This is a genomic window from Pseudomonas sp. URIL14HWK12:I6 (assembly GCF_000514195.1).
In the GTDB taxonomy this organism is placed as follows: Bacteria; Pseudomonadota; Gammaproteobacteria; order Pseudomonadales; family Pseudomonadaceae; genus Aquipseudomonas; species Aquipseudomonas putida_A.
Genome location: NZ_AZVL01000004.1, coordinates 73,221 through 96,625, shown reverse-complemented (window position 1 = coordinate 96,625; position 23,405 = coordinate 73,221). Strand labels below are relative to the sequence as shown.

22 protein-coding genes are annotated in these 23,405 nt (G+C 57.4%); 9 read left to right on the top strand and 13 right to left on the bottom strand.

The features are described 5' to 3' along the window. Nucleotides 1–41: 41 nt before the first annotated feature. The 3 genes from H043_RS0108540 to H043_RS0108530 form a co-directional block, all read right to left on the bottom strand. A complete protein-coding gene (locus H043_RS0108540; RefSeq protein WP_256214148.1) occupies nucleotides 42–749 on the bottom strand; it encodes an EAL domain-containing protein in 708 nt (235 codons plus the stop codon). A gap of 208 nt (nucleotides 750–957) precedes the next feature. Next, nucleotides 958–2,892, bottom strand: a complete 1,935-nt coding sequence (locus H043_RS0108535) for a methyl-accepting chemotaxis protein (protein ID WP_027611497.1) — start codon at nucleotides 2,890–2,892, stop codon at nucleotides 958–960. Between the two features lie 447 nt (nucleotides 2,893–3,339). Then, nucleotides 3,340–3,702 carry a DUF6124 family protein gene (locus H043_RS0108530; RefSeq protein WP_027611496.1) on the bottom strand — a complete coding sequence of 121 codons (363 nt, stop codon included), beginning with the start codon at nucleotides 3,700–3,702 and terminating at the stop codon, nucleotides 3,340–3,342. Nucleotides 3,703–4,153: 451 nt separating this feature from the next. Here H043_RS0108530 and H043_RS0108525 point away from each other — a divergent pair, with 451 nt between their 5' ends. The 3 genes from H043_RS0108525 to H043_RS0108515 are packed head-to-tail and all read left to right on the top strand — an operon-like array spanning nucleotide 4,154 to nucleotide 5,833. Then, on the top strand, nucleotides 4,154–4,699 hold the full coding sequence (locus H043_RS0108525; protein WP_027611495.1) for a PAAR domain-containing protein: 546 nt from the start codon (nucleotides 4,154–4,156) through the stop codon (nucleotides 4,697–4,699). A gap of 10 nt (nucleotides 4,700–4,709) precedes the next feature. Further along, complete coding sequence (locus H043_RS0108520; protein WP_027611494.1) at nucleotides 4,710–5,492, top strand: hypothetical protein; 783 nt, start codon at nucleotides 4,710–4,712, stop codon at nucleotides 5,490–5,492. After that, on the top strand, nucleotides 5,477–5,833 hold the full coding sequence (locus tag H043_RS0108515) for a hypothetical protein (RefSeq protein WP_049827825.1): 357 nt from the start codon (nucleotides 5,477–5,479) through the stop codon (nucleotides 5,831–5,833). The genes H043_RS0108520 and H043_RS0108515 overlap by 16 nt, the downstream gene beginning before the upstream one ends. A 150-nt stretch (nucleotides 5,834–5,983) precedes the next feature. Here the strand turns inward: H043_RS0108515 and H043_RS0108510 are convergent, their stop codons facing one another. Further along, complete coding sequence (locus H043_RS0108510) at nucleotides 5,984–6,442, bottom strand: hypothetical protein (protein ID WP_027611492.1); 459 nt, start codon at nucleotides 6,440–6,442, stop codon at nucleotides 5,984–5,986. Between the two features lie 187 nt (nucleotides 6,443–6,629). Here H043_RS0108510 and dusA point away from each other — a divergent pair, with 187 nt between their 5' ends. Next, on the top strand, nucleotides 6,630–7,625 hold the full coding sequence (gene dusA, locus H043_RS0108505) for a tRNA dihydrouridine(20/20a) synthase DusA (RefSeq protein ID WP_027611491.1): 996 nt from the start codon (nucleotides 6,630–6,632) through the stop codon (nucleotides 7,623–7,625). A 52-nt stretch (nucleotides 7,626–7,677) separates the two neighbouring features. Here the strand turns inward: dusA and H043_RS0108500 are convergent, their stop codons facing one another. Next, a complete protein-coding gene (locus H043_RS0108500) occupies nucleotides 7,678–8,511 on the bottom strand; it encodes an undecaprenyl-diphosphate phosphatase (RefSeq protein WP_027611490.1) in 834 nt (277 codons plus the stop codon). A gap of 507 nt (nucleotides 8,512–9,018) precedes the next feature. On the opposite strand from H043_RS0108500, the gene H043_RS0108495 reads away from it, so the two are divergent. The 3 genes from H043_RS0108495 (at nucleotide 9,019) to H043_RS0108485 (ending at nucleotide 12,467) form a co-directional block, all read left to right on the top strand. After that, a complete protein-coding gene (locus tag H043_RS0108495) occupies nucleotides 9,019–9,759 on the top strand; it encodes a winged helix-turn-helix domain-containing protein (protein ID WP_027611489.1) in 741 nt (246 codons plus the stop codon). Between the two features lie 278 nt (nucleotides 9,760–10,037). Next, nucleotides 10,038–10,682 (top strand): helix-turn-helix domain-containing protein, encoded by a 645-nt coding sequence (locus H043_RS0108490; RefSeq protein ID WP_027611488.1) that lies wholly within the window; start codon nucleotides 10,038–10,040, stop codon nucleotides 10,680–10,682. 390 nt (nucleotides 10,683–11,072) lie between these two features. Next, complete coding sequence (locus tag H043_RS0108485; protein WP_027611487.1) at nucleotides 11,073–12,467, top strand: undecaprenyl-phosphate glucose phosphotransferase; 1,395 nt, start codon at nucleotides 11,073–11,075, stop codon at nucleotides 12,465–12,467. 695 nt (nucleotides 12,468–13,162) lie between these two features. Here the strand turns inward: H043_RS0108485 and H043_RS0108480 are convergent. The 6 genes from H043_RS0108480 to galE all read right to left on the bottom strand — a co-directional run bounded on the left by H043_RS0108480 (nucleotide 13,163) and on the right by galE (nucleotide 19,360). Then, complete coding sequence (locus H043_RS0108480; RefSeq protein WP_027611486.1) at nucleotides 13,163–15,241, bottom strand: YjbH domain-containing protein; 2,079 nt, start codon at nucleotides 15,239–15,241, stop codon at nucleotides 13,163–13,165. Next, nucleotides 15,238–15,999 (bottom strand): capsule biosynthesis GfcC family protein, encoded by a 762-nt coding sequence (locus tag H043_RS0108475; protein WP_027611485.1) that lies wholly within the window; start codon nucleotides 15,997–15,999, stop codon nucleotides 15,238–15,240. The genes H043_RS0108480 and H043_RS0108475 overlap by 4 nt, the downstream gene beginning before the upstream one ends. Next, nucleotides 15,996–16,661 (bottom strand): YjbF family lipoprotein, encoded by a 666-nt coding sequence (locus H043_RS0108470; protein ID WP_027611484.1) that lies wholly within the window; start codon nucleotides 16,659–16,661, stop codon nucleotides 15,996–15,998. The genes H043_RS0108475 and H043_RS0108470 overlap by 4 nt, the downstream gene beginning before the upstream one ends. 8 nt (nucleotides 16,662–16,669) lie before the next feature. After that, nucleotides 16,670–17,731: a polysaccharide biosynthesis/export family protein gene (locus H043_RS0108465; protein WP_049827822.1), complete on the bottom strand. Its 1,062-nt coding sequence runs from the start codon at nucleotides 17,729–17,731 to the stop codon at nucleotides 16,670–16,672. Nucleotides 17,732–17,875: 144 nt separating this feature from the next. Continuing rightward, nucleotides 17,876–18,112: a hypothetical protein gene (locus H043_RS0108460; protein WP_003226528.1), complete on the bottom strand. Its 237-nt coding sequence runs from the start codon at nucleotides 18,110–18,112 to the stop codon at nucleotides 17,876–17,878. Nucleotides 18,113–18,343: 231 nt separating this feature from the next. Then, a complete protein-coding gene (gene galE, locus H043_RS0108455) occupies nucleotides 18,344–19,360 on the bottom strand; it encodes a UDP-glucose 4-epimerase GalE (RefSeq protein WP_027611482.1) in 1,017 nt (338 codons plus the stop codon). Between the two features lie 389 nt (nucleotides 19,361–19,749). Here galE and galU point away from each other — a divergent pair, with 389 nt between their 5' ends. Both galU and H043_RS0108445 read left to right on the top strand, forming a co-directional pair. Further along, entirely contained in the window at nucleotides 19,750–20,583 is an 834-nt protein-coding gene (gene galU, locus H043_RS0108450; RefSeq protein WP_027611481.1) for a UTP--glucose-1-phosphate uridylyltransferase GalU, read from the top strand. A gap of 38 nt (nucleotides 20,584–20,621) precedes the next feature. Further along, a complete protein-coding gene (locus tag H043_RS0108445) occupies nucleotides 20,622–21,026 on the top strand; it encodes a mannose-1-phosphate guanylyltransferase (RefSeq protein ID WP_027611480.1) in 405 nt (134 codons plus the stop codon). Between the two features lie 90 nt (nucleotides 21,027–21,116). Here H043_RS0108445 and H043_RS0108440 read toward each other — a convergent pair whose 3' ends face one another. Together H043_RS0108440 and H043_RS0108435 are read right to left on the bottom strand one after the other, a co-directional pair. After that, nucleotides 21,117–22,244, bottom strand: a complete 1,128-nt coding sequence (locus H043_RS0108440) for a GDSL-type esterase/lipase family protein (protein WP_027611479.1) — start codon at nucleotides 22,242–22,244, stop codon at nucleotides 21,117–21,119. A 110-nt stretch (nucleotides 22,245–22,354) separates the two neighbouring features. Then, nucleotides 22,355–23,398, bottom strand: coding sequence for an acyltransferase family protein (locus H043_RS0108435; protein ID WP_027611478.1), 1,044 nt, complete (start codon nucleotides 23,396–23,398; stop codon nucleotides 22,355–22,357). Nucleotides 23,399–23,405: the final 7 nt, after the last annotated feature.

Here is a 23,405-nt window from a genome sequence, read left to right as displayed (position 1 = left end):
TCACCTCAACGTGATGGCTCAGGCTCAAAGACCAGCCCCCGTCAGATCGGTTGCCACGCCTGCGCAGGAATCTGCGCCATCGCCTCAAACGCCGGTTTGGCGAACCAGAATCCCTGCATCAGATAAATCCCGCAATCAGCGAGAAAATCCCGCTCCTCGGGGTGCTCGATGCCCTCGGCAATCACCTCGACGCCCAACTCGGCACACATGCCCACCACGCCACGCACAATCGCCTGGCGTACGCGGTCGCGATGGATATCGCGAATCAGCGCCATGTCCAGTTTGATCAGATCCGGCTGAAAGTCCGCCAGCAGGTTCAGCCCGGAATACCCCGCACCGAAGTCATCAATGGCGGTCTTGAAGCCGAACTCGCGGTATTCGCGCAAGATGTTCATCAAGTGTTTGTTGCTTTCGACGTGCTCGCCTTCGACCGCTTCGAAGATCAGCCGATCGAGCGGGAACGCATGTGCGCGGGCCGCCTCCAGCGTGCTGCGAATGCACATGTCCGGGCGATACACCGCGTTGGGCAGGAAATTGATCGAGAGAAACCCGGTGAGCCCCAACTGCGCAGCCGTGGAGATCGCACGCACGCGGCACAGTTGATCGAAGCGATAGCGGTTCTGGTCATCGACCTGCTGCAGAACCGAAAGCGCCCCTTCGCCCTGCACGCCCCGGACCAATGCCTCGTGGGCGAAGGTCGATTGATCACGCACATCGACAATCGGCTGGAACGCGAAGGAGAACGCCATATCGGCCTCGCCTTTTTGCCGGCATCCTTGGCACCCCCCGCTGGGCTGGGGGAAAATTGGTGTATTGGTCATGACGCCCCCTGAGAGCGGGTTGCAACCATCCATGGCCCAGAAAAAAATCACTGCACGGACCGGGTGGCGCCGCTTGGCGGCCCCCGCTTATACAGGCTGACCGGTCAATTCCGGCCAAGTTCATTGCGAAATGCCATCAGGTGCGGAAATGCGCCGTCATGCGTTGCAGGTCCTGCCCCAGCGATGCCAGCTCAATGGTCGCGGCAGCACTTTCTTCGCTGGCGACGGCCGACTGATCGGCCACATCGCGCACACTGACGATGCTGCGGTTGATCTCATCGGCCACCGCACTTTGCTGCTCGGCGGCGGCGGAAATCTGCAGGCTCATTTGCTGGATCGTGCCGATCGAATGGTTGATCTCGGTAATCGCCTGCTCGGCCTTCTGCGCCAGCACCACGGTGTCCAGCGTGCGCTCGCGGCTGGATGTCATCAGTGTAGATGCCGCTTGCGTGCCCTGTTGCAGGGTGACAATCAGCGCTTCGATTTCCTTGGTCGAATCCTGCGTGCGCTGCGCCAGCGAGCGCACTTCATCGGCAACCACGGCAAAACCACGCCCCTGCTCCCCCGCCCGCGCCGCTTCAATCGCCGCGTTCAGCGCCAGCAAGTTGGTCTGCTCGGCGACAGCCTTGATCACATCGATGACCTTGCCGATCTGCTCACTGTCCTGGGACAGCACGTTCATCGCCGCGCCCAACTCCTCGATCGCCACCGACAGTTCGCTGATCTGCACAGTCGCCTGCTTGACCACCGCACTGCCGTGACGCGCCTGCTGATCGGCCAGTGTCGCGGCGGCGGATGCGTCGGTGGTGTTGCGCGCCACCTCCTGCACCGTCGAGGCCATTTCGTGCATCGCCGTGGCGACCTGATCCACCTCGACTTTCTGCTGACGCACACCGGCGCTGGTCTGTTCGCTCATCGCCGAGAGTTTCTCCGCCGACGTCGAAATATGTGTCACGCCGTTACCGATCCCCTGCACCAACGTGTTCAGACTTTGCGCCATGTCCTGCATCGCGTTTTGCAGATCGCCCAACTCATCCTTGCGGCTGGATTTGGCTTGCACCGTCAGATCGCCCTTGGCAATCCGTCGCGCCAGCTCCACCGTCAGCGCCAGCGGCCCGGTGATCTGCCGCGAGATCAGCACCGCAGCCAACAGACCGACCACCAGTGCCAGCACCGTCAGCACGGCAATCTGGATAAACGCACGCTGTTGATCGTCCCGCGCCAGACGCTGCTGGGTGTCCATCAGGCCGGTCATGATGCTGTCCATCGCCTGGCTCTGTTGATCCACCTGCTGACGCAGGCTCTGCTTCTGCTCGAACAGCGCGGCGACCTCGACCAGCACCTCGCGATAACGGCGCATGCCGGCCTGCGCCTCTTCAAGCTGACTCGACAAGGCCGCCGGCAAACCGCTGCGCGCCTTGCTCATGTCGGCCAGGAAGGCATCGGTGGTGTCCAGCAGCACTTTTTTGTTGGCCTCGCTCGGCACGGCGATATAACGCCGCAACATCAGCCGAAACATCGTCATGCCATTGCGCAGATCCGCCACGGTGCGCAAGTCCGCCACCCGCGCGCTGTCGGCAGACGCCAACGCGCTGGCCGTGGTGCTCTCGAACATGCTGTTGAAGGTCTCGGCGTACTTGTCCGACATCGCCCCCAACGGTTTCAGCGCATCGCTGGTCGCCTTGTCCGCCTCGACCAAACGCTTGACCTGCTGATCGTAAGCCAGCGTGGTGTCCTGCAAACGCTTCAAGGCCTGCTGGTTTTCCGCCCGCGTCAGGGTCTGCAACGCCTTGGCGATCAGCCCCTGCAACACCGTCAGCTGCGACTGATAGGCCTCGGCATAAGCGACATCCGCCGCCGCTTCGTACTGCTTCTCCGACAGCCGCATGTCCTGCGTCGCATCGTTGAGCGTACCGATCAAACGCGTGGTACCCAGGCGATCAACCAGCACATTGCTGCTGTTATAGCCAATGAAGGCCACCGCCCCCACCGCCAGCAAAAGAACGCCAAACCCGGCCCCCAACTTTCGGGAAACCTTGATGTTGCCCAGGAAATTCGATGCTTCTGCCATGTTCAGCCTCTAACGCCCTGACGCGATTCAGCGTCAGGCACAAAAAGTAGATCTCTGATAACCGGAGTTACCGCTCATATTCGGGGTCGTCGTCCTGGGCGAAATACGGGCAGCTTCCACTGACCCGGCTGCAACAACCTGACGCGAAAAGCCGTACCGACGGCCCACGCACCAGCGGACAAACCCAGGACTGACGCTGGATTTATCGTTTCAGCAAAGGTGTTGGAACGGATGCTATAAATTTTGGGAAAAGTTGTACAACTTTATATTTTTGTATAATTGTTGAACTTTTTTTATCGCGTGATGCCGCATTGCCATCATTTTTTGTGGCACATCGCTATTGCTGCGGAAACAGGCTGAAACCCGCCATTTTCGGCGGTTGTTTTGCGCATCGACAGAACGCCCTCCGCGACCACGACCTCGCCGCTCGCCACGGAGGGCCGCGAACTACGCCTTGAGCTCGACGTTATCCAACGCCTGATTCACCGCCAACTCCCCCAACATCACCACCTGCGCAATGCCCAGCAGCGTCTTGCGGTGCGAGACATCCAGCAACGCGGCGAAATCGTTGAGCATGGTCGTGGCGGAACCCAATGATTCACTGGCGTTGGCGAGCAGGGATTCAGTGTCGTAGGCCGGATTGGCGAGGAACATTGGTCTGGTTTGATCACCGCTGGCCATGATCTGGCTGGCCGGGGTGAGGTAGTGATCGAGGGCGCGTTCGGCGGCTTCGTGGAGTTTGCGGGAATCGAGGGATTCGTAGGGGGATGCGGGGTTGGATTCGGGTGGGTTGGGTGTTGGTTTGAACATGGATGGAGCCTCTAGTGCGAATACTAAAAGGAGCCATCACCCTCGCTACCAAACGATAGGTGGCGGCCATACGCGGGTTGGTAGACCGGTCGCACTAGAACCCGGCGCCCACGAATGAGCCCCACGCATGACCACCATGAAATGTGAGCCCCGAGAAAGGACTGCACACGGTGATGCCATGAGTCTAGAAACGAAGCGGGCTACCAAACCCGATCACTGGTTTTCAGTGACACAGGGACGATAGAACCCGCGAGCTAGACGCACAAGCCGGCGGATTCTGTCTTAGTTGTAGGGGGAGGCGCAAGGTGGTGTAGGGCCGGATCCGTGCTGACCACAACACTTTAAACAGGCTGAATCTCAACTGTTTAAATTGAAGGCGCTGTACCAAGACACGGGCCCAGCCGAGTCTGATAAAGTCGGCACCGGTTCATTCGTTGACAGGGAGTCAAACATGGCAAAGCCAGCCGCACGCATCAGCGATCCCACCAGTTGCCCAATGCCTGGGCACGGCCCCAAAGCCATCGCCTCCGGTTCCCCCGACGTATTCTTCGACGGACTTGCGGCTGCTCGAAAAGGCGACGCTTGCACTTGTGGCAGCGCATTAGCTTCAGCGGTTTCAGGGACAGTGTTCATCAATGGCAAAAATGCCGCGCTTGTCGGCACCACTGGTACGCATGGAGACGTTGTGATTGGTGGATCGGGAACAGTGATCATCGGTGACTCCCATACACCAGCTCCCTTTACAGCCCCTACCCCTATCATCGTTCACCCTGGTTGGATCAGCTTCAATATCCCAGGGGAGGAGTCATATCAGGGCATGAGTTGCACCGCACACTTTGACGACGGAACTACCCTATCAGGCGTTTTTGATAACGCCAACACTGTGAAATTTCTCAATATCCCCGGGAAAATTTGTCACAAGCTTGAATTCGGTACACAAGAGGAATCGGCCGCTGGTTCGATCTTCGATACATTATTCAACGCTTCTTTGAAATAAGGGTTTTTTCATGACTGAACCATTGCTCGTCACGGGAAGCTACGTTGTCCAGAAAGCACACGCGCTCGAAAATTCGCCCTTGGATATGGCTATTGCGGGAATGGAAGGTGCTGCTACAAGATTTTCTGTAGACGCTATATCGGATGCAAAAGTACGCACCAACTACATGAACAACATCAAACGTATGTCAGTGGAAACAAAAGCCGAAGTTGCTGCAGGAAGGCTTAGTGCTAAAGAAGGAGCAGCGTTCTGCCAAGAGATGCGAAACAGAATTTTGCTGGAGCATCGAAAATACACTTCGGCACAAGGCGTGGCCTTTGCCGAGAGAAAAAAGAGACTTCCTCCAACGCTTCAGGAAACGCTAGATAAATACGCACTAAAAACCGCAAAAGTGGAGTACAGCAAACTTACTCCGGAACAAAAAAGCAAAGTTTACTATGAGATTCTTGACTCAGCAGGTCGGGACAATGCACCGGTAAGTAGGGGAACCAAGAAATTAAGAATTATGGGGAAAGTCGGTTTATTGGTCACCGCCACCTTCGCCGTTTATGAAATTATGAATGCTGACAACAAAATGAAGGAAACAGCCAGACAAGGAATCATCATCGGCGGTGGGGCTGCGGGTGGTGGGTTGGCGGGCTTGGGCGTTTCCGCATTTTGCGGGCCTGGTGCCATTGCATGTGCTGTAGCAATCGTATTGGCAGGCAGTATTGCAGGAGGCATCGCTGGTAGCGTTGTTGCTGATACCTTTGATGAAGAGTTGGAGGAATTTTCTAAATGGGACGCGCTATGACAAAGCAACAAAGAGCGGATATTCGCTGGGCATTGTCAGACGCATTCGTTGATAACGAAGTCGACTACGCTGCGATTGCGCGGCAGACAGAAGAATTTGATAGAGACGAAATCAAGCGAATTTTGTTTGAAGAAGTGGCGCCTGTTTGTCATTCCAACCTTGAAAGCACACTTCCGACTATCTGGCTTTGTTTCAATAGAGAAGAACTGGAAAGCGACATTGAAGAAATGCTTAACGCAAAGAAACATAACTGGATGAAGAGCCAGCTAAACTCCCTATTGGTAAAATGGCTAAAACTCAGATACAAATATATTTGGCACAACATAGAAACTCATTATTAACAACCCGAAAGGAATGCAGTACCAAAAAGCACACCAACTTATCACCTGCAACAAACAATCAAATTTCGCTAGAGGCCCTTAGCGAAGATCCGTTCAAAAACGGCAAGGACGATCAGAAAGTCTAGACAGGAACGCTCAAAAAAGCGGACCTCACTTGGAGAATATATAAATCATCGTCCCACCACCGTCACGAACGAAAGCTTGGCACTCAATTGCAACTCCTCTCTGCTCAACCGTAGCGATCTCTCCGCTATCATTAAGCGCCCGCGCCCTACACTGCTTCGAATATTTCATAATATCGGCGGCCGATCGTGTCGAAACCAAACTACCTGCCCTTCCTACTAGATCATAGAATTGCTGATCCGGGGTCGGACCGTCCCATGAGATCGCAACATTCGGTAGGCCGGTTGCGCAGCTAAGAGACAAAGTCATGTATTGCCCATCACGAAAGTGCGTTGTCTGTTTGCCTTCGGTTTGCCTATCCAGTGTTAAGTGACGCTCCGCATAAAGTTTCGAAAGGATTGACTCGCAATTATCAGCAAGCGCGCTGTTAGAAAGCGTCAAAAGAGCAATGATGGTACCAACGCTGATCCGAAATTTACCGCTCATGAGCGTCCTTTTGTGATCGTTTTCGATCAGTTCTTCAATTAAAAGGGGGTAGATTTATTACTGCCAAGCATTCCCCCAATGCTTGGCTAATTTTTGAGCATAGACCTCCGCCAGCTATCAAACCCGTCCGCCCCCCATTCCTGATAAACTCCCCCACCTCCCAGCCCCACCCAATCCAGAACCGCCAATGTCCCCTATCTCCGCCATACCCGCCCCACTCTCCCGCCGCTTCTCCGTTGCCCCGATGATGGACTGGACTGATAGGCATTGCAGATACTTCCTACGCCTCCTGTCGAAGAACGCCCTGCTCTACACCGAAATGGTCACCACCGGCGCCCTCCTCAACGGCGATCACGAACGCTTCCTCCGTCACAACGAAGCCGAGCACCCGCTGGCGCTGCAGCTCGGCGGTAGTGTTCCGCTGGATCTGGCCGCTTGCGCGCGCATGGCGCAGGCGCATGGTTACGACGAGGTGAACCTTAATGTTGGCTGCCCGAGTGATCGGGTGCAGAACAACATGATCGGTGCGTGCCTGATGGGGCATCCGCAGTTGGTGGCGGATTGTGTGAAGGCGATGCGCGATGCGGTGTCGATTCCGGTGACGGTGAAGCATCGGATCGGGATCAATGGGCGGGACAGTTACGCCGAGTTGTGTGATTTCGTCGGTACGGTGCGGGACGCCGGGTGTACCAGTTTTACCGTGCATGCGCGGATTGCGATTCTGGAGGGGTTGTCGCCGAAGGAGAATCGCGACATTCCGCCGTTGCGGTATGACGTGGCGGCGCAGTTAAAGGCGGATTTTCCGGAGCTGGAGATTGTGCTGAACGGCGGGATCAAGACGATGGAGGCCTGCCATGAGCACTTGCAGACCTTTGACGGTGTGATGCTCGGGCGTGAGGCTTATCACAATCCGTATTTGCTGGCGGAGGTCGATCAGCAGCTGTTCGGCAGCAGCACGCCGGTGATCAGCCGTGCCGAGGCGCTGGCGCAGTTGCGGCCATATATTGCCGAGCATTTACATTCGGGCGGTGCGATGCATCACATCACCCGGCATGTGTTGGGGCTGGGTACCGGGTTCCCGGGGGCGCGTAAATTCCGCCAGTTGTTGTCGGTGGATATTCACAAGGCCAAGGATCCGTTGGCGTTGCTGGATCAGGCTGGCGAGTTACTGCAAGGGCGTTGATGCCCTCCCTCCGTAAAACGTGCCAGGCGGGTTGATCCGCCTGGCGTGCGCATCACCCCGCCGCAGCTTCCGTCCAGTTCACCCAGCCAAACACCCACGTCGCCAGAATCAACAAGCCAAACGCGATCCGATACCAGGCGAACGCCGCATAACTGTGGTTGGCGATGAATTTGAGCAGGCCGCGCACGGCGATCATGGCGAAGATGAAGGCGATGACGAAACCAAGGGCGAACACTGGCAGGTCGCTGGCCTGGAACAGGTCGCGGTATTTGTAGCCGGAGTACACCGCAGCGCCGACCATGGTCGGCATGGCGAGGAAAAACGAGAACTCTGTGGCGGCTTTCCGGGACAAGCCGAACAATAAACCGCCGATGATGGTCGAGCCGGAGCGCGACGTGCCGGGAATCATTGCCAGGCATTGCACGAAACCGATCTTCAACGCGTCTGACCAGCGCATGTCGTCAACGTGATCGACGCTCACCACATGGTTGCGCTGTTCGGCCCACAACATGACGATGCCGCCCACCACCAAGGCCATGGCCACAGTGATCGGGTTAAACAGGTATTGATGGATTTTGTCAGCGAACAGTACGCCGAGGACCACCGCCGGCAGGAAAGCTATCAGCAGGTTGAGGGTGAAACGCTGCGCATTGCGTTGGGTGGGCAGGCCTTTGACGATGTCGAAGATCTTCGGGCGAAACTCCCAGACCACGGCCAGGATCGCGCCCAGCTGAATAATGATGTTGAACGCCATCGCGCGTTCGCCGCCGAAGTCCAGCAGGTCGGCGACGATGATCTGGTGGCCGGTACTGGAGATCGGCAAGAACTCGGTCAGGCCTTCTACCGCGCCCAATATCAACACCTGGATAAAGGTCCAGAAATCCATTAATCCTCCGTCAGAGCGCTCTTGATGAGCGACCGGTCAACTGCATTCAGGAATTGAGTATCTGAAGTTAAACAATCGGTATAACGCGACACCCATTGCCCGATCAGGCGACGGAGAATATGTCTTATCAAAAGACACACTCAAGCCATGTTAATAAACGTCCGCCTACGAACTACACGAAAAATATTTAGGGCTATAGTAGAAAAAAGTTCGACTGGCCAATAAAGTGTGATCCAGCTCACATTGTCTCAGGATCGTCGACAGTGGCAATTGGACATGAATAAAGGCATCGCCATAGATTCAAAATAGTGGCACAATTCCACATCGCCATCATGTAACGACTAGTTCACAACCCCAAGAAAATCAACTAAAAGCTTGAAATGCTTAATTATTGTTAGAAAACTCGGGAGCCACGTCTAAAAATCGCGTGAATGTTACCAATTGTCAGTCACAGATGAGAACCGGTGCTTTAACATCCCGATGTCAGCACCTAATTCGAGTCAAAGCATGATGCTCTCAGGGAACTTGGCGACTAGAAGTCCGCGCCCGACAAACGACGTACCCGGTGTTCTCACACTGGGCCGTACCCGTGGCGTGGCCGAACATTTTAGTGCGCTGATCGCAAAGCACGTACGCACTGATATGGCACTTGAGGCCAGTTCGTACACTAGTTCCTATAACAATGAACTTTCTGGTTCGTATCGAGCCATTTTCATCGTTATCGACACTCCGCAAGCGCTGGAGGACAATCTTGCGCTGATCGAAAACCTGCGTTCCGACAACTTGAAGCCAATCATCTGCGCAGTCATTACCGGTCGCGGCGCCTTCAACAAGATCAAGTACTTCCTGGCCGGTGCCGACTTCTGTATCAAACTCAATACCCTTTCCGACGAGGGCGACGAGTTGCTCGGTGAGTTCTTCAACAGCGAAGAATGGCAGCGGGATATCAACCTCACGCTCGACCCAACGCGCATCTGCCTGCAGGGTGGCACCAGCCAGAAACTCGACATTTCGTTCGCCGAGATGAAGATCCTGGAAGCCTTTGCGCAGACCAGCAATCACATTCTCAGCCATGATGAAATCGCCAGCATCATGGGGCTCAATACCAATTTCTACGATCCGAGAGCGCTGGAAAAATCCATCAGCCGCTTGCGTGGAAAAATCAAGGACATGTATGGTACCAATGCGATTCAGAGCATCCGCGGCTACGGCTATCGCCTGATGCGGGGTCTGATATCGACTGCCTGACTCTCGGGCAGCCATTCTCTTTGCATAATCACGAAGGATCGTCATATGCAACCATACAGCTCAAGTTGTACTTCAAATCTACTAATAATCAAGCCATTGAATGAGCACGGCTACACCGAACCATAACAATAAACTTAACAACATAGCAGCAGAACGAGTGGAATTTATCGAGGCCATTTTGGGCCCAGACCCTGCCTATCGGTTACTTCCAAGGAAGTTATTGCTCGCCTGCCGATTTACCTTTTCGCCCATTTTGGTGCACATTTTAGGAGAGAGACATGGAAACTAGTACAACCCTCCCAAGAAAATATTTTGTCGTCGTGACCAACAGTACAACGTCGCAGCGTGAACTTGAGAGCATTCTGTCCAGCGAGCGCTTCAATTCGTTTGGCACGTCTCAGGCACAAATGTTTATTGAAGGTGCTACTTCGCCCTCTTCCGCTCCCATGCTGATGGAGTTCACTTACCCAAGGGGCACCCGGAAAAACGTTGCCCGCACGATTGAACACGACACCCAGCGCATATTGGCCACCCTCGAATCGGAATGGTTGTCCGCACAATCGGCGAAGCCGTTTCAAAGTGCAGAGAGCGACAACCGCACTGCTGCCATCGAAGACGCCGCCACTTGCAACGAAACCTGGCATCTGGACAACGATCAAGGGGCCCTGGTCAAGGAAGGCGTCGAGATCAGCCTTACCGGACTGGAAACCGCGCTGGTGCGCAAAATGCTCCATCACGAAGAACGTGTAGTCAGTCGAGATGACCTGATCCTCAGCATCGGCCGCGAGCCGGAGCAGTATCGGGGCCTGGAGATGTGCCTGAGTCGCCTGCAGGACAAGTTCAAAAACGCGAGTAATGGTGAGCGATTGTTCCGTGCCGTAAGAAACCGCGGTTATTGCCTCATTCAGGAAATCGTTGCGTAAATACCGCCGATATCCGCGAACAAAACAAACAGAAAACAGTGCGATTACAAAAACAACAAGAGCACTCTGTTTGGCTTCACCTCCCCTGGTAATAATAGCTCCCTGCCTCCACCCCTCCTACAGTAACAAACACAACATAATTTATTCACCCCCCGCTCTGCGACCTTTTCTAACACCCTTGTATTTGATTATTAAAAAGTTGGCACTGTGCCATCTTGTTAGAACTCGTCAGACACCCTCTCCGGCAATAACTTAGTCTATTGATTGACGACAGTTCGGCCTATCGACGTTGTTACCTCAGGACACTCGTCCAATAACAACAACAAGCCTATCTAGCAACTCGGACTTCAACTGTCGAAACCTGAATGGACGTATTTCTGGGGATATCTCATGGAACTTTCTCTACGGATCAATCGAAATAACGGCCTCAAGGGACTTACCTTCTGGGGCCAATGGGCATTGGCGCAGGCTTTCATTGTTGCGTTGTTATTCATACTGGCTGAACGGCAGACGGGCACCGTCGAGTTCTATTACCGCATGTGCGCGACACTGGCGGTACTGGCCTCGGTACCGGCGTATACGTTCAGCGGCGTGTACCGCAAGCAGGACAATTACCTGACCGGGCTTGGACGCTTGTTCATGGGCTGGTCGATGACCATGGTGGCGCTGGCCGGCATCGCGTTCGTGTGCAAGGCCGACGAAGTGTTCTCCCGCGAGGTGACGCTGAGCTGGGCGGTCTACGGCTTCCTCGGTCAGGCGTTGATGTACGCGCCGCTGCATGCCTTTTCCAAGTACTACCAGCGTTCACGCACCAGCGCGCAGAAGACCCTGATCGTCGGCACTGGCGAGCTGGCTCTGGGTCTGGCGAAGAAGATCAGTCAGGTGGAAAACCTGCCGCTGGTGGGTTTGGTCAGCAATGGCGCGACACCGAATCTGGATTCGGATGCACCGCGTGTGGTCGGTGATCAGGAAGATCTGCTCAAGCTGATCAAAGACCATGACATCCGCCGGTTGTACATCACCCTGCCGCTGGCTGAGGCCGCGAAAATCGAAGCGATGTACGTCGATTTGCTCGGCGCCAACGTCGATGTGGTCTGGGTGCCGGACTTGAACAGTCTGACCCTGCTCAACCACTCGGTGAAGGTCGTGGATGGTCTGGCGGCGATCTGCCTCAACGAAAGTCCGCTGACCAGCCGCCCTACCGCTGCGCTGAGCAAGAGTCTGGTGGAAAAAGGCGTGGCGCTGCTGGCGATTATCCTGCTGAGCCCGGTGCTGCTGTTCATCGCGCTGGCGGTGAAGATCAACTCGCCGGGGCCGGTGTTCTTCAAGCAGGATCGCCACGGCTGGAACGGCAAGGTGATTCAGGTGTGGAAATTCCGCTCGATGCGCGTGCACGATGACCGTGAGGTGATCCAGGCCAGCCGCAATGACTCGCGTATTACTGCGGTCGGGCGCTTCATACGCCGCACCTCGCTGGATGAGCTGCCGCAATTGTTCAACGTGCTGCAGGGGCAGATGGCTTTGGTCGGCCCGCGCCCGCACGCGGTGGCGCACAACCACTACTACTCGGGGAAAATCCTCGCGTACATGGCTCGCCATCGAATCAAACCGGGCATCACCGGGCTGGCGCAAATCAGCGGCTGCCGTGGCGAGACCGACACCATCGACAAGATGCAGCGTCGGGTGGAGATGGACCTGCATTACATCAACAACTGGTCGTTGTGGCTGGATCTGAAGATCCTGGTAAAGACGCCGTTTACGTTGTTGTCGAAAGATATTTATTGATGGGCTGGTGACAAGCCAGGCAATACCGCAAGGGGACGAAAGTCCCCTTTTTTGTGGGTGGGATTTGATGGTGGGTCAGGCGGTTGCGAGAGTGGCAGTGCCGACGCCTTCGCGAGCAAGCCCGCTCCCACACGGGATCTCGGTATGGATCGGGATATGTGCCTCACCGCAAAACACTGTGGGAGCGTGGCTTGCCCGCGAAAGCGGTGGGTCAGGCAGCACAGATGTTGAATGTGCCGGCGCCTTCGCGAGCAAGCCCGCTCCCACAGGGGATCTCGGCATGGATCGGGATATGTGCCTCACCACAAAACACTGTGGGAGCGTGGCTTGCCCGCGAAAGCGGTGGGTCAGGCAGCACAGATGTTGAATGTGCCGACGCCTTCGCGAGCAAGCCCGCTCCCACAGGGGATCTCGGCATGGATCGGGATATGTGCCTCACCACAAAACACTGTGGGAGCGTGGCTTGCCCGCGAAAGCGGTGGGTCAGGCAGCTCAGATGTTGAATGTGCCGACGCCATCGCGAGCAAGCCCGCTCCCACAGGGGATCTCGGTATGGATCGGGATATGTGCCTCACCACAAAACACTGTGGGAGCGTGGCTTGCCCGCGAAAGCGGTGGGTCAGGCAGCACAAATGTTGAATGTGCCGACGCCTTCGCGGGCAAGCCCGCTCCCACAGGTCGAGAAGGCCCGGGGTTTACTCGGTAATCTTCGAGAAGTTGCGATAGAACATGTCGCCCTCGCGGCTATCGGTCATTGAGTGCAGCTGGAAGCTGCGATTGAGCCTTGCGCCGCCGTCACGGGTCAGCGGAGCCCAGACCAGGTTGGCGCGGCGCATGGTTGACATGCTCATCATTTCGTCGAACGGGATCGACAGGTAGATGCCCTTGTCGAAACTACCCTCCCCGTACTCGGCGCTGCCAGCCGTGGTGATCGTGGCCCAGGCACCGAAGCGCACCCCATTGAAGAACTCGCGGGAGATGTCCAGCGTACCGCCCCAGTCGCCGGCCAGATAACGTCCGACGCTGACTGCTGCCAGCGTGTCGTACGGCAAGTCGGTGTAACCGGTGATGTGCCCTGTCCAGACCGAGTAGTCGCGCAGGCCGAAACCCTGGTCGAACTCGCGCTGGCGCACGTAGTTCAGATCCGCCCCCACCGACCAGCGCTCACCGGTCGGCCGGAACAGCACCTCACCGCCGACGCCGGCAAACATCGACTCCAGATAGCCGCCGTAGACCATGCCATACAGGTCCTTGTCCAACTGCTCGGCGTGGCTGACCTGGAACAACGGCATGGTCACTTCCGAGGTGGTCAGGTACTGACGCAAATCGGTACGCACCCGCGGCAGGCCGCTCGGCGCATCGTAGGTGAACTTGTCGAAGTTGTTCACCAGATTGGCACTGAGCAGACCGTTCCACCAGGTGTTGCGGTTGAAGCGGTACTCGGCGTCCGCGTCGGCACTGAATTGATAGAGCAAACCATCAGGCCCGCCAACGTTCTGCTTAAAGCCCAGCCCAACGCCATAATTGAAGTGCTGCGGCGCTTCGCTGTAGAGGGTTTTCTCGTTGTGCGGCATCGCCGGGTTGATCTCGGTGGTGCGGTGCAACGACTCCAGCGGTTCCTCGTTGTTGATGACTTCGCGGAAGGTCTGGCGTGGCACGCTGGTCTCTTCCAGCGGCAGGTCGTAGCGCTTGTTGACCACGGTGAACCAGTTGATGTCGTCGTTCACGCTGTTATCGAGAATCCGGCTCGCGCGGCCGACAGCCTTCGACGAATGGAAGTAGCGCTGCTGCTCGCCGTAGACGATCAGCTCGGAATCACGCTGACTGATGCGCTCGACCTTGTACCCGGCATTCTGCTGCAGGCGCTGCGATACGTCGGCCCAGTTGACTTGTTCCATCGGCGTGGTCGGCATCTTCGCCGGCAGCGGTTCCGGCGTCGGATCGTAAGTCTTGGCCGGCGCCTTGCGGCTGACGAAATTGGTGTGGAAGGTGATGCCGAACATCGCCGTGTTGCCCCGCTCCCACGCCGCGCTGACGTCCACCGAATCGGCCACCTTGAACACCGCGCCGAAGTTGATCGGCGAGTCTTGCTTGATCACGTTGTCCTTCGGCTCGTGCTTGTAGTCGTTGCCTTCGTATTCGAGCTTCAGGCTGAGTCGATCCCACGGCGTCTGATAGCTCACACCACCGAAGAACGACGGTCGGCCGCGAAAGTACGAGCCGGAGTTGACGTCACCGGTACCCTCAAGGGCCGGCCGGGTGTCGAAGCGATCACTGACGTAACCCAGCGGGTTGTCGAGATCACCGCGATTACCGAGATAACCCCAGGCAATGCCGGCGCTGAAATCGAAATTGTCGAAGCGTTTGTTGGCGACGAAGAACTCACTGGAGAACAAGCCCGTACCACCGATGTCTCGGAAGCCCAGCGCGACTTCCGGCGCCCAGTGGCTTTCCTGCCACAGCCGGACTTTGGCGTCGACCGCCTTGTCCTTGTAGCTCTGGCTGCCACTCAGCGCCTCGGAGCCGTACGGCCGGTTGGTGATCGCGGTGTAACGGAACGAACCTTCGAGCCAGTCCAGTGGCTGCAACGACACGCTGTAGCGGCTGTAAGGCTCGGTGCGGTTGGCGTTGACGCTCAGTTCGCCGGCCGGGGCCATGCGCGCGGTCGGGGTCTGCAACAGACCGGTGCCGCCGAAATCATTTTGGGTAATACGCGGCTCGGCATGCACCAGACCGCACGGCAATAACAACACAGCTGCAAAACGTAACTTCAACGAACCACCTCAGCCAGCTGCGTGGCAATCAATTCGGCCAACTGCTGATTCAGTTCAGGAACAGGCGGATCCAGATCATCGTTTTTCACCGGCACCAGAATCTTGCTGCCGGCCACGGGGAGCTGCCCGCTCTCGCGATTCCAGTGCGCGATACCCACCCGCCGCACCGCACCATTGGGCTGGATCAGCCACAGGTAATCGGCCTCGGCATCGTCCAGCGGCGTACAGCTTTCCAGATACTCACGCGCCTCCAGCAGCGGCTGATAAGGCAGGTGACAGGTTTCGGCGACCGCGCCCAGCACTTGCACCTCGTCGACCCGCTTCGGGTAGATCAGACGATCGCCATCATCGAGTCGAATGTTGCGCGCGAAACCGACTTCTACCGCGACCGGATCGAGGTCCGCCACCTGACGCCCGGTGACCGGCATCTGCCGCACCTGCTCGGCCAGGCGCAGCGCCAGCGCGGCGCGACTCGGTCGGTCAAACAACGAGGCCATGCGCTGCAACACATCGAGATCAAACAACACCCCGGCCTTGAGCCGCGCCTGCTGTTCCAGCAACGACTGGCGCAGCAACACGCCGGCCAGCCAGTAACCTTCGGCATTCGGTACGGCCACGCTGATTACGTCGAGCAAGCGCCCGCCCGGCGGCAACTCCACCGGCCCCGGATTGGCCACATCGCCGCTGACCGTGACCGCTGCCTGACTGACGCCGCTGAGCAACAGCAAACCCGCCGATAACATCCGTAGGCGCTTCACGGCAGGTGCCTGCGATCAGGGGTCAGTTGCACGATGCGCACGCGCAGTTGCGTGGTCAGTTGCTGCTCGCTCTGCAGGATGAATCCGTCCAGCGGATCGACCCAGTAATGGTTGGTCGCGCGCAGGCCGATCGCCGGGACGTCGATACGTTCGTCGACACGCAGCACGGTGTATTCCTTGTCGAGAATTTGCAGGGTTTGCGTGGATCGGCGAGAGAACCGGCTGTTGACGATCAAGCCGACTTCCTGGCCCTTGTACAGATCGATCCAGCGCTGACTGGTGAAGCCATCGGCGACTTGATGCAGGCCGCGCTTGAACGGCGCGTTGTCGGCCAGTCGCGTACCGTCCAGGTCGCCCTCGACGCCGAGGCCGATGGTGCGCACAACGAGGCCGTCACGCAGCAGCAACACCTGTTTGCCGGAAGCGACCCAGAACTGCAGGTCGCCGCGCTCGCGCACCAGCGCCAGCACCCCGGAGCCGGACGGCGTGGTCAGTTTGACTTGCGGATACTTGACCTCGGCCACCTGGGCCGCGCTCACGTCCAGCTCGTCCGGGCCGATCACCGCCGACTTGAGGTTGCGTACCGAAGCGGTCATCAGCGGGTTACAGCCACACAACATCAAGGCCGCCATCAGGCAGACGCCAACTTTCAAGGTTTTCACGGTCTGCCTTATTTGCTGTTGTTACTGAATTCGCTCCAGTTCTTCGCAGCGGAAGCCCCGGTCCCGACAATCGATGCCGACGGCACCAGTTGGCTGATGAAGCGGTTCCAGCGCGTGACGTTGGCCGGGCCGACGTACACCACATCCTGGGGGCGCACTTGAAAGTGCGAAGCAAGTGCCATGGCGGTCGGCGACTGGGCTTCCAGTTGATAGATTTTCGCCGGCTCGATATCGAGGTTTTCCACCCCGCGAATCACGTACACCGCATTGCCGTTGGAGGTGGTCTGGCTCAAGCCGCCGACCGAACCGAGTACGTCGGAGAGGTTCATCGTCGCGGTCTTGAAGCTCAGCGCGCGGGGCTGATTGACCTCACCCATGACGTAGATGCGCTTGTTGTCGTTGTACGGCAGATACAGCTGATCGCCGCCCTTGAGGAAGACGTGCTGCAACTCGGAATCCTGCTGGTTGAGCGAGTCGAGATTGAGCGGATACACCCGGCCATTGCGGGTCAGCAACAGGCCCGACAGGTCGGCGTTGTTGGTGTCGATGCCGGCAGTGCCGAGGGCCTCGACCACGCTCAGCGGGTTGGTGGAAATCGGCTGCGGACCGGCTTTGGCCACGGCACCGGAAACCACCACTTTCTGACTGGCGAAACGCAGCACCGCGACATCCACCTGCGGCTCGGCGATGAACGCCGACAGGCGTGTTTCGATGTCCGAGCGCAGCTGTTGAATAGTCTTGCCGGCCGCCTGCACTTCCTTGATGAACGGGTAGTACAGCGTGCCATCGGAGCGCACCAGTCGACCGTTGGCGTCGATCTGCTGTTGTGCCCCCGATGGCGCGGTCAGCTCCGGGTGATCCCAGACCGTGATGTACAGCACATCGTTGCTGCCGATGCGGTATTCCGCAGGCGTGGCCAACAACTCTGCCGGTACCGTCTCACGCTTTTGTGTGGCGCGGGTCATCGAGATCAGCTTGGGCGTGATCGGGATCAGCTCGACCCGACTGCTTTCGCTGGCGCCCTGGCGCGTGATGTCGCCGGTGCTCAGGTATTGGCCGGGGGAAAACATGCAACCTTGCAAAGCGATACTTGCCAACAGCAAAAGAGAAAAACTACGAGTCATAATGGCACTACGCTATTCAAGGGCGAATCTAAAAATAAAGTCACCCGACTTGCGTCGGGCGACCCTGTACTGCACTAACAAATATTCCTGTTAGTTGTGCGTGCCGGTGGTGCCGGTAGTACCGGTGGTGCCAGTGGTACCGCCGTTGGCACTTCCGCCGCTGTTGGACGCTGCGACTGCACTGGCAACCATTGCAGTACTGGCAGCAGGCGCTGTAGAAGCCGCCACACTGCCAGATACATTGGTCACCGCAGTAAGCGGCGCTTCAGCAGCGGACGCCCAGTTGCTCAACATCGTCAACAGGGCAATCGCCATCACTTTTTTCATATCAACTCCTTTCTAACATTCGACCTGTTAAAAACCGGTCTTTGTTAGCGGTGGTAGCGTTCAAGTCCGCGAAAAGCGCGAACAAGATCCGTCGTTCTTTCACAGTCTTACCCAACTGATAAAAGTCGAACGGCAGGTTTATATCTACGGACTTGCAAAAGGCATTTCCAGCGTATTTTCCCGACGATATCTAACAGCTGACCGAAACTAACATTCAGTATTAGAACGACATCATTCGAGATAACCGCGTGGATGATTCGATTGCCAGCGCCAGGTATCGGTGACCATGTCCTGCAGACTGCGCGTGGCTTTCCAGCCGAGTTCTTTTTGCGCTTTCGAGGCGTCGGCCCAGCTCTCGGCAATGTCCCCGCTGCGCCGTGGCATCACCCGGTACGGCACCGGACGTCCACTGGCTTGTTCGAAGGCATGCAGCACTTGCATCACGCTGTAGCCGTCGCCGGTGCCGAGGTTCCAGGTATGGATGCCCGGGCGGTCGGCAATCGATTGCAAGGCTTTGAGATGGCCATCGGCGAGGTCGACAACATGGATGTAATCGCGCACCCCGGTGCCGTCGATCGTCGGGTAATCGTCGCCGAAAATCGATAACTCCTGCAGGCTGCCAACCGCGACCTGGCTGATGTAAGGCAGCAGGTTGTTGGGGATGCCGCTGGGGTCTTCGCCCATATGCCCGCTGTGATGCGCGCCGATCGGGTTGAAGTAACGCAGCAAGGCGATGCTCCAGCGCGGCTCGGCCTGACTCAGGTCGCGCAGCACGTTCTCGACGATCAGCTTGGATTGACCGTAAGGATTGGTCGGAATGCCGGTGGGGAAATCCTCGCGGATCGGCATCTGCTCAGGCTCGCCGTACACCGTGGCCGACGAACTGAACACCAGCCGGAACACCCCCGCTGCGGCCATCGACTGACACAAGGTGATGCTGCCGCCGACGTTGTTTTCGTAGTAATCCAGCGGCTTGCGCACGCTCTCGCCGACGGCCTTGAGCCCGGCAAAATGCAGCACCGCGTCGATCGCATGCTCGCGAAAAATCCGGTCCAGCAACGCCCGGTCGCAGACATCGCCGCGAATCATCAACGCGCTTTTGCCGCAGATACCTTCTATCGCGTGCAATGCCGCATCGCTGCTGTTGCAAAGATTATCCAGTACAACAACTTCATAACCTGCTTCAAGCAGCGCAAGTGTGGTGTGCGAGCCGATATAGCCGGCGCCACCCGTTACCAGAATCTTCATAGCGCGGTCCGTCATTGGATAAGTGACAAGTAGCCTGTCAAGTCCCTTTCATTGAATCTGTGGCGCACCACACAAATAAGGACGACAACAGCCTTAAACAAAATTAGTTCAACCACTGGCAATAAATATTTTTGCAGGTCAAACTGTATTGCCCGGTACTTATTAGCACCCCAAGTACACTCATCACTATCAACAGATACCGACTAAAAATAACTAATAACGCCTTAACCGACATCTCATAACATTGTCATGTTTTACCCCCTGCGCTAATTGCCATTAACAACCTGACTCAGGTATTAAAGTACTCGTTCAATAATCATTGAAACTTGTGCGCTTTGATAAGTGCGCGCACCCGTTGCCTGTGTTCCATGACTGTCCAGGATACTTTTATGATTCGTAAATGTTTGTTCCCCGCTGCCGGTTACGGCACGCGTTTCTTGCCGGCGACCAAAGCCATGCCGAAAGAGATGCTGCCGATCGTCAACAAGCCGTTGATCGAATACGCCGTTGAAGAAGCACGGGACGCCGGCCTGCAACACATGGCCATCGTCACCGGTCGGGGCAAGCGTGCGCTGGAAGACCACTTCGACATCAGCTACGAACTCGAACACCAGATCCGCGGCACCGAGAAAGAGAAATTCCTCGCTGGCACCCGCGAGCTGATCGACACCTGCACTTTTTCCTATACCCGTCAGGTGGAAATGAAGGGCCTCGGTCACGCGATTCTCAGCGGCCGTCCGTTGATCGGCGATGAACCTTTCGCCGTGGTGCTGGCCGATGACCTGTGCCTGAACCTGGAAGGTGACGGCGTGCTGTCGCAGATGATCCAGCTGTACAAGAAATTCCGCTGCTCGATCGTCGCCATCCAGGAAGTCCCGGCCGACCAGACCCACAAATACGGGGTGATCGCCGGCGAGCTGATTTCCGAGGGCATCTACCGGGTCAATAACATGGTGGAAAAACCGGCGCCGCAGGACGCGCCGTCGAACCTGGCGATCATCGGCCGCTACATCCTGACGCCGGACATCTTCGACCTGATCGCCGACACCCAACCGGGCAAGGGCGGCGAGATCCAGATCACCGACGCGCTGATGAAACAGGCGCAGAACGGTTGCGTGCTGGCCTACAAGTTCAAGGGCCTGCGCTTCGACTGCGGCGACGCCGAGGGTTATTTGCAGGCGACCAACTTCTGCTACGACAACGTCTACCTCAAGGGCCGCTGAGACGGTCCCCGCCCACTTCTCTTTTCAGGAGGCAACCCATGAACATGGCACAGCATGCAGCAGAGATTGAACGGGAGGTGGGCAACCTCGGCACGGTGAGCTGGCTGGCACACCATCAGCCGTTGGCCAGCGCCAACGAGTCATGGCTGGGCAGTATTTTGCTGGTGGAACGCATCGGCATGTTTCCCTCGTCCGGCGACATTCGCCGGACGCTGGCGAATCCCTATCCCCTGCTCGCCCATCTGAAACAACTGTATGCCGAGCAGGCGCTGGAAATGGACGACCGTGATGGCCTGAAAGTGATCTTTAGCGACTGGCGCTTCCGCGTACGCCTGTGCTGCAACGAGCCGGCGATCATCATCAATGTCGAGACGCGGTGTGCCACGCAACTGATGCCGCAGAAAACGGCTGAGCTCCTCAGCCAGATAGATAACTTCAAATAAAAACACTTTCCTGTAGGAGCTGCGGCACGCTGCGATCTTTTGATTTTGTTTTCAAGAGCAAGATCAAAAGATCGCAGCGTGCCGCAGCTCCTACAAGTCGCAACTGTCCGCGTTGATGCCACTGACGATCCAGCGATAGAAGTAATCGGCAATCACTTTCCCGCCCGTGGCCGGCTGCGGATGAATCTTGTCCGGGCCGATCATCGCCGCCGCATAGCGTTTGACGTCAGGGCCGAACGCGCATTGCAGATTGGCAAAACCCAGCTGCTGCTCATGCGCCCACGGCTGCAGCACCTGCGCATACGCCGACATCGGATAGGCACTAGAACGTGTGGTGTCCTGACGCATGATCAGGTTGATGCTCGCCGCCGGTTGGATCTCGCGGATCATCGCCACCAGGCCCTGAACGTTGTGCAGGTACTGTTCGGGTTTGACCCCGAAGCCCTGATCGTTGCCGCCGAGCATGATCAGGTAAACGTCGGCGGGGATCTTCGACACGGCGATTTTCCACTGCACCTGCCATTGCGGGTCCTGGTGATAGAAATCCGCGGATGCCGCGCCCGAGGCCGCCAGTTTCGACACCCGCACGCCGTTCTGTTCGTTGCTCATCCACAAGCCAAACAAGGTCGGTGCGCCCTTCACCACTTCCAGCTTGAACGACCAGTCTGGCGCTGAAGAGAGACCTGCAAGCGGTACTTCCTGAACGCCCGACCCCTTTAGCGTCAATGGCTGCCAGTCTTCCGAGGGTGTCCAGCGGTAGCGCAGCTCACTGGCTTCGCCGTTGCCCAGATAGAGCAATTTCGCCTGGGTGACTTGGGTGTCGATGGCCGGTGTCGGGCTGGCATCGATTTGCAGCCAGGCGCCGGGCTTGCCGGTCACCGTGCGGCTGTCGGGGCTGGCCTGACCCAGACCGGACACTTGCCAGCCACCACCGAAGTATTTTTCGCTGCTGCGGGTGTATTTGAAATGCGTGCCCCCCAGCGCGGCGCCGTGGTTGAAACCGACGTAACCGGGACCGGCAAAACCGACCTCGCCGGCCACGCGCTGCACCAGTTTGTTCAGGTAGAAATCCTGCCCGGCGCTGTAGCTGTCGCCGATCACCGAGACCGACAAGACCTTCCCGGCCTTGCCTTCGCGCCACTGCGCAAAGCGCTCGCGGGCATCGCCCACTTCCACCACCGACGCCGCGACGGGCTGAGCGTCATTTACTACCAACATGCGTTATTTCCTTCAGTCTGGAATGGCCCCTTCGCGAGCAGGCTCGCTCCCACATTGGATCTCGGCAACTCACACAACCCCTGTGGGAGCGGGCTTGCTCGCGAAGCCTTTCAGCTATTGGCCGGCACCACCGGAGTAACGCTCGCCAGCGGTTTTTTCTTCGCCGCACGCTCCCCAAGAAACAGCACCGAAGTGACATTGAAGCGGCTGAAAATCATCGACAGCACCACCGGCCCCAACAGGCCGAACAGCAGCCCACTGAGCACCAGAATGCTTTCGTCTTTCACCCCCAGCCGCCCCATGACAAACCGCGAAGTCGCCGCGAACAGCACATGGAACAGAAAGATCGCGTAAGAATAGCCGCCCAGCCAGGTCAGCCACTTCGAGCGCATGTCACTCGACAGCAAAGCAATGCAGGACACACACCCCACGGTCAGACCGATCAGGCTGCGGCGGTCGACAATCAACTCACGATCAATCGCCGCCACGTACAGCAGCGTCAACGAAATCAACACAAACACCAGCGGCCCGACCACCTTGAACCGCTGCTTCAACGCCTCGACATTTTCCTGGCCGATCATCCCCGCCACAAAAAACGGCAGCAGGTAAATCGCGCCATTGATGCCGAACGCATCGAGCTTGAACGGTGGCAACAGAAACACCGCCGCAGCGAAGGCGAACAGCAGATACAAACGCGTCATCGAGCGCAGCATCCCGCGCCATTCCAGCAGACCGACGAACATGAAAATGATGAACACCGCCTGCAGGAACCAGAAGTGATTGACCGGCACCCAGAACGACAACAGCGCATCGATCACGCCGACGTCCTTGTTCACCCCCGGCCCTACCGCTTGCAACACCGAGAACGGCACACCGACGCAAAACAGCGGTACGATCAGCCGTCGCACCTTGCCACTGAAGAACGCGGAAAAGTCATTGCCGCGAATTTTGTAGATCGAATAGATGTAGCCGGAAATGAAGGTGAACAGTGGCATGCGCACGTACACCATCGAGTCGGCGATCACCCGGAACGGTGAGCCGAGATCGATCTTCAGGCCTCCGCCCAACGGGCCAATGACGTGATAGAGCACCAGCAGCAGGCACGCCAGACCCCGCAGGGTTTCGATCTCCAGCGATTTTTTCTTGCTCGACATAAACACC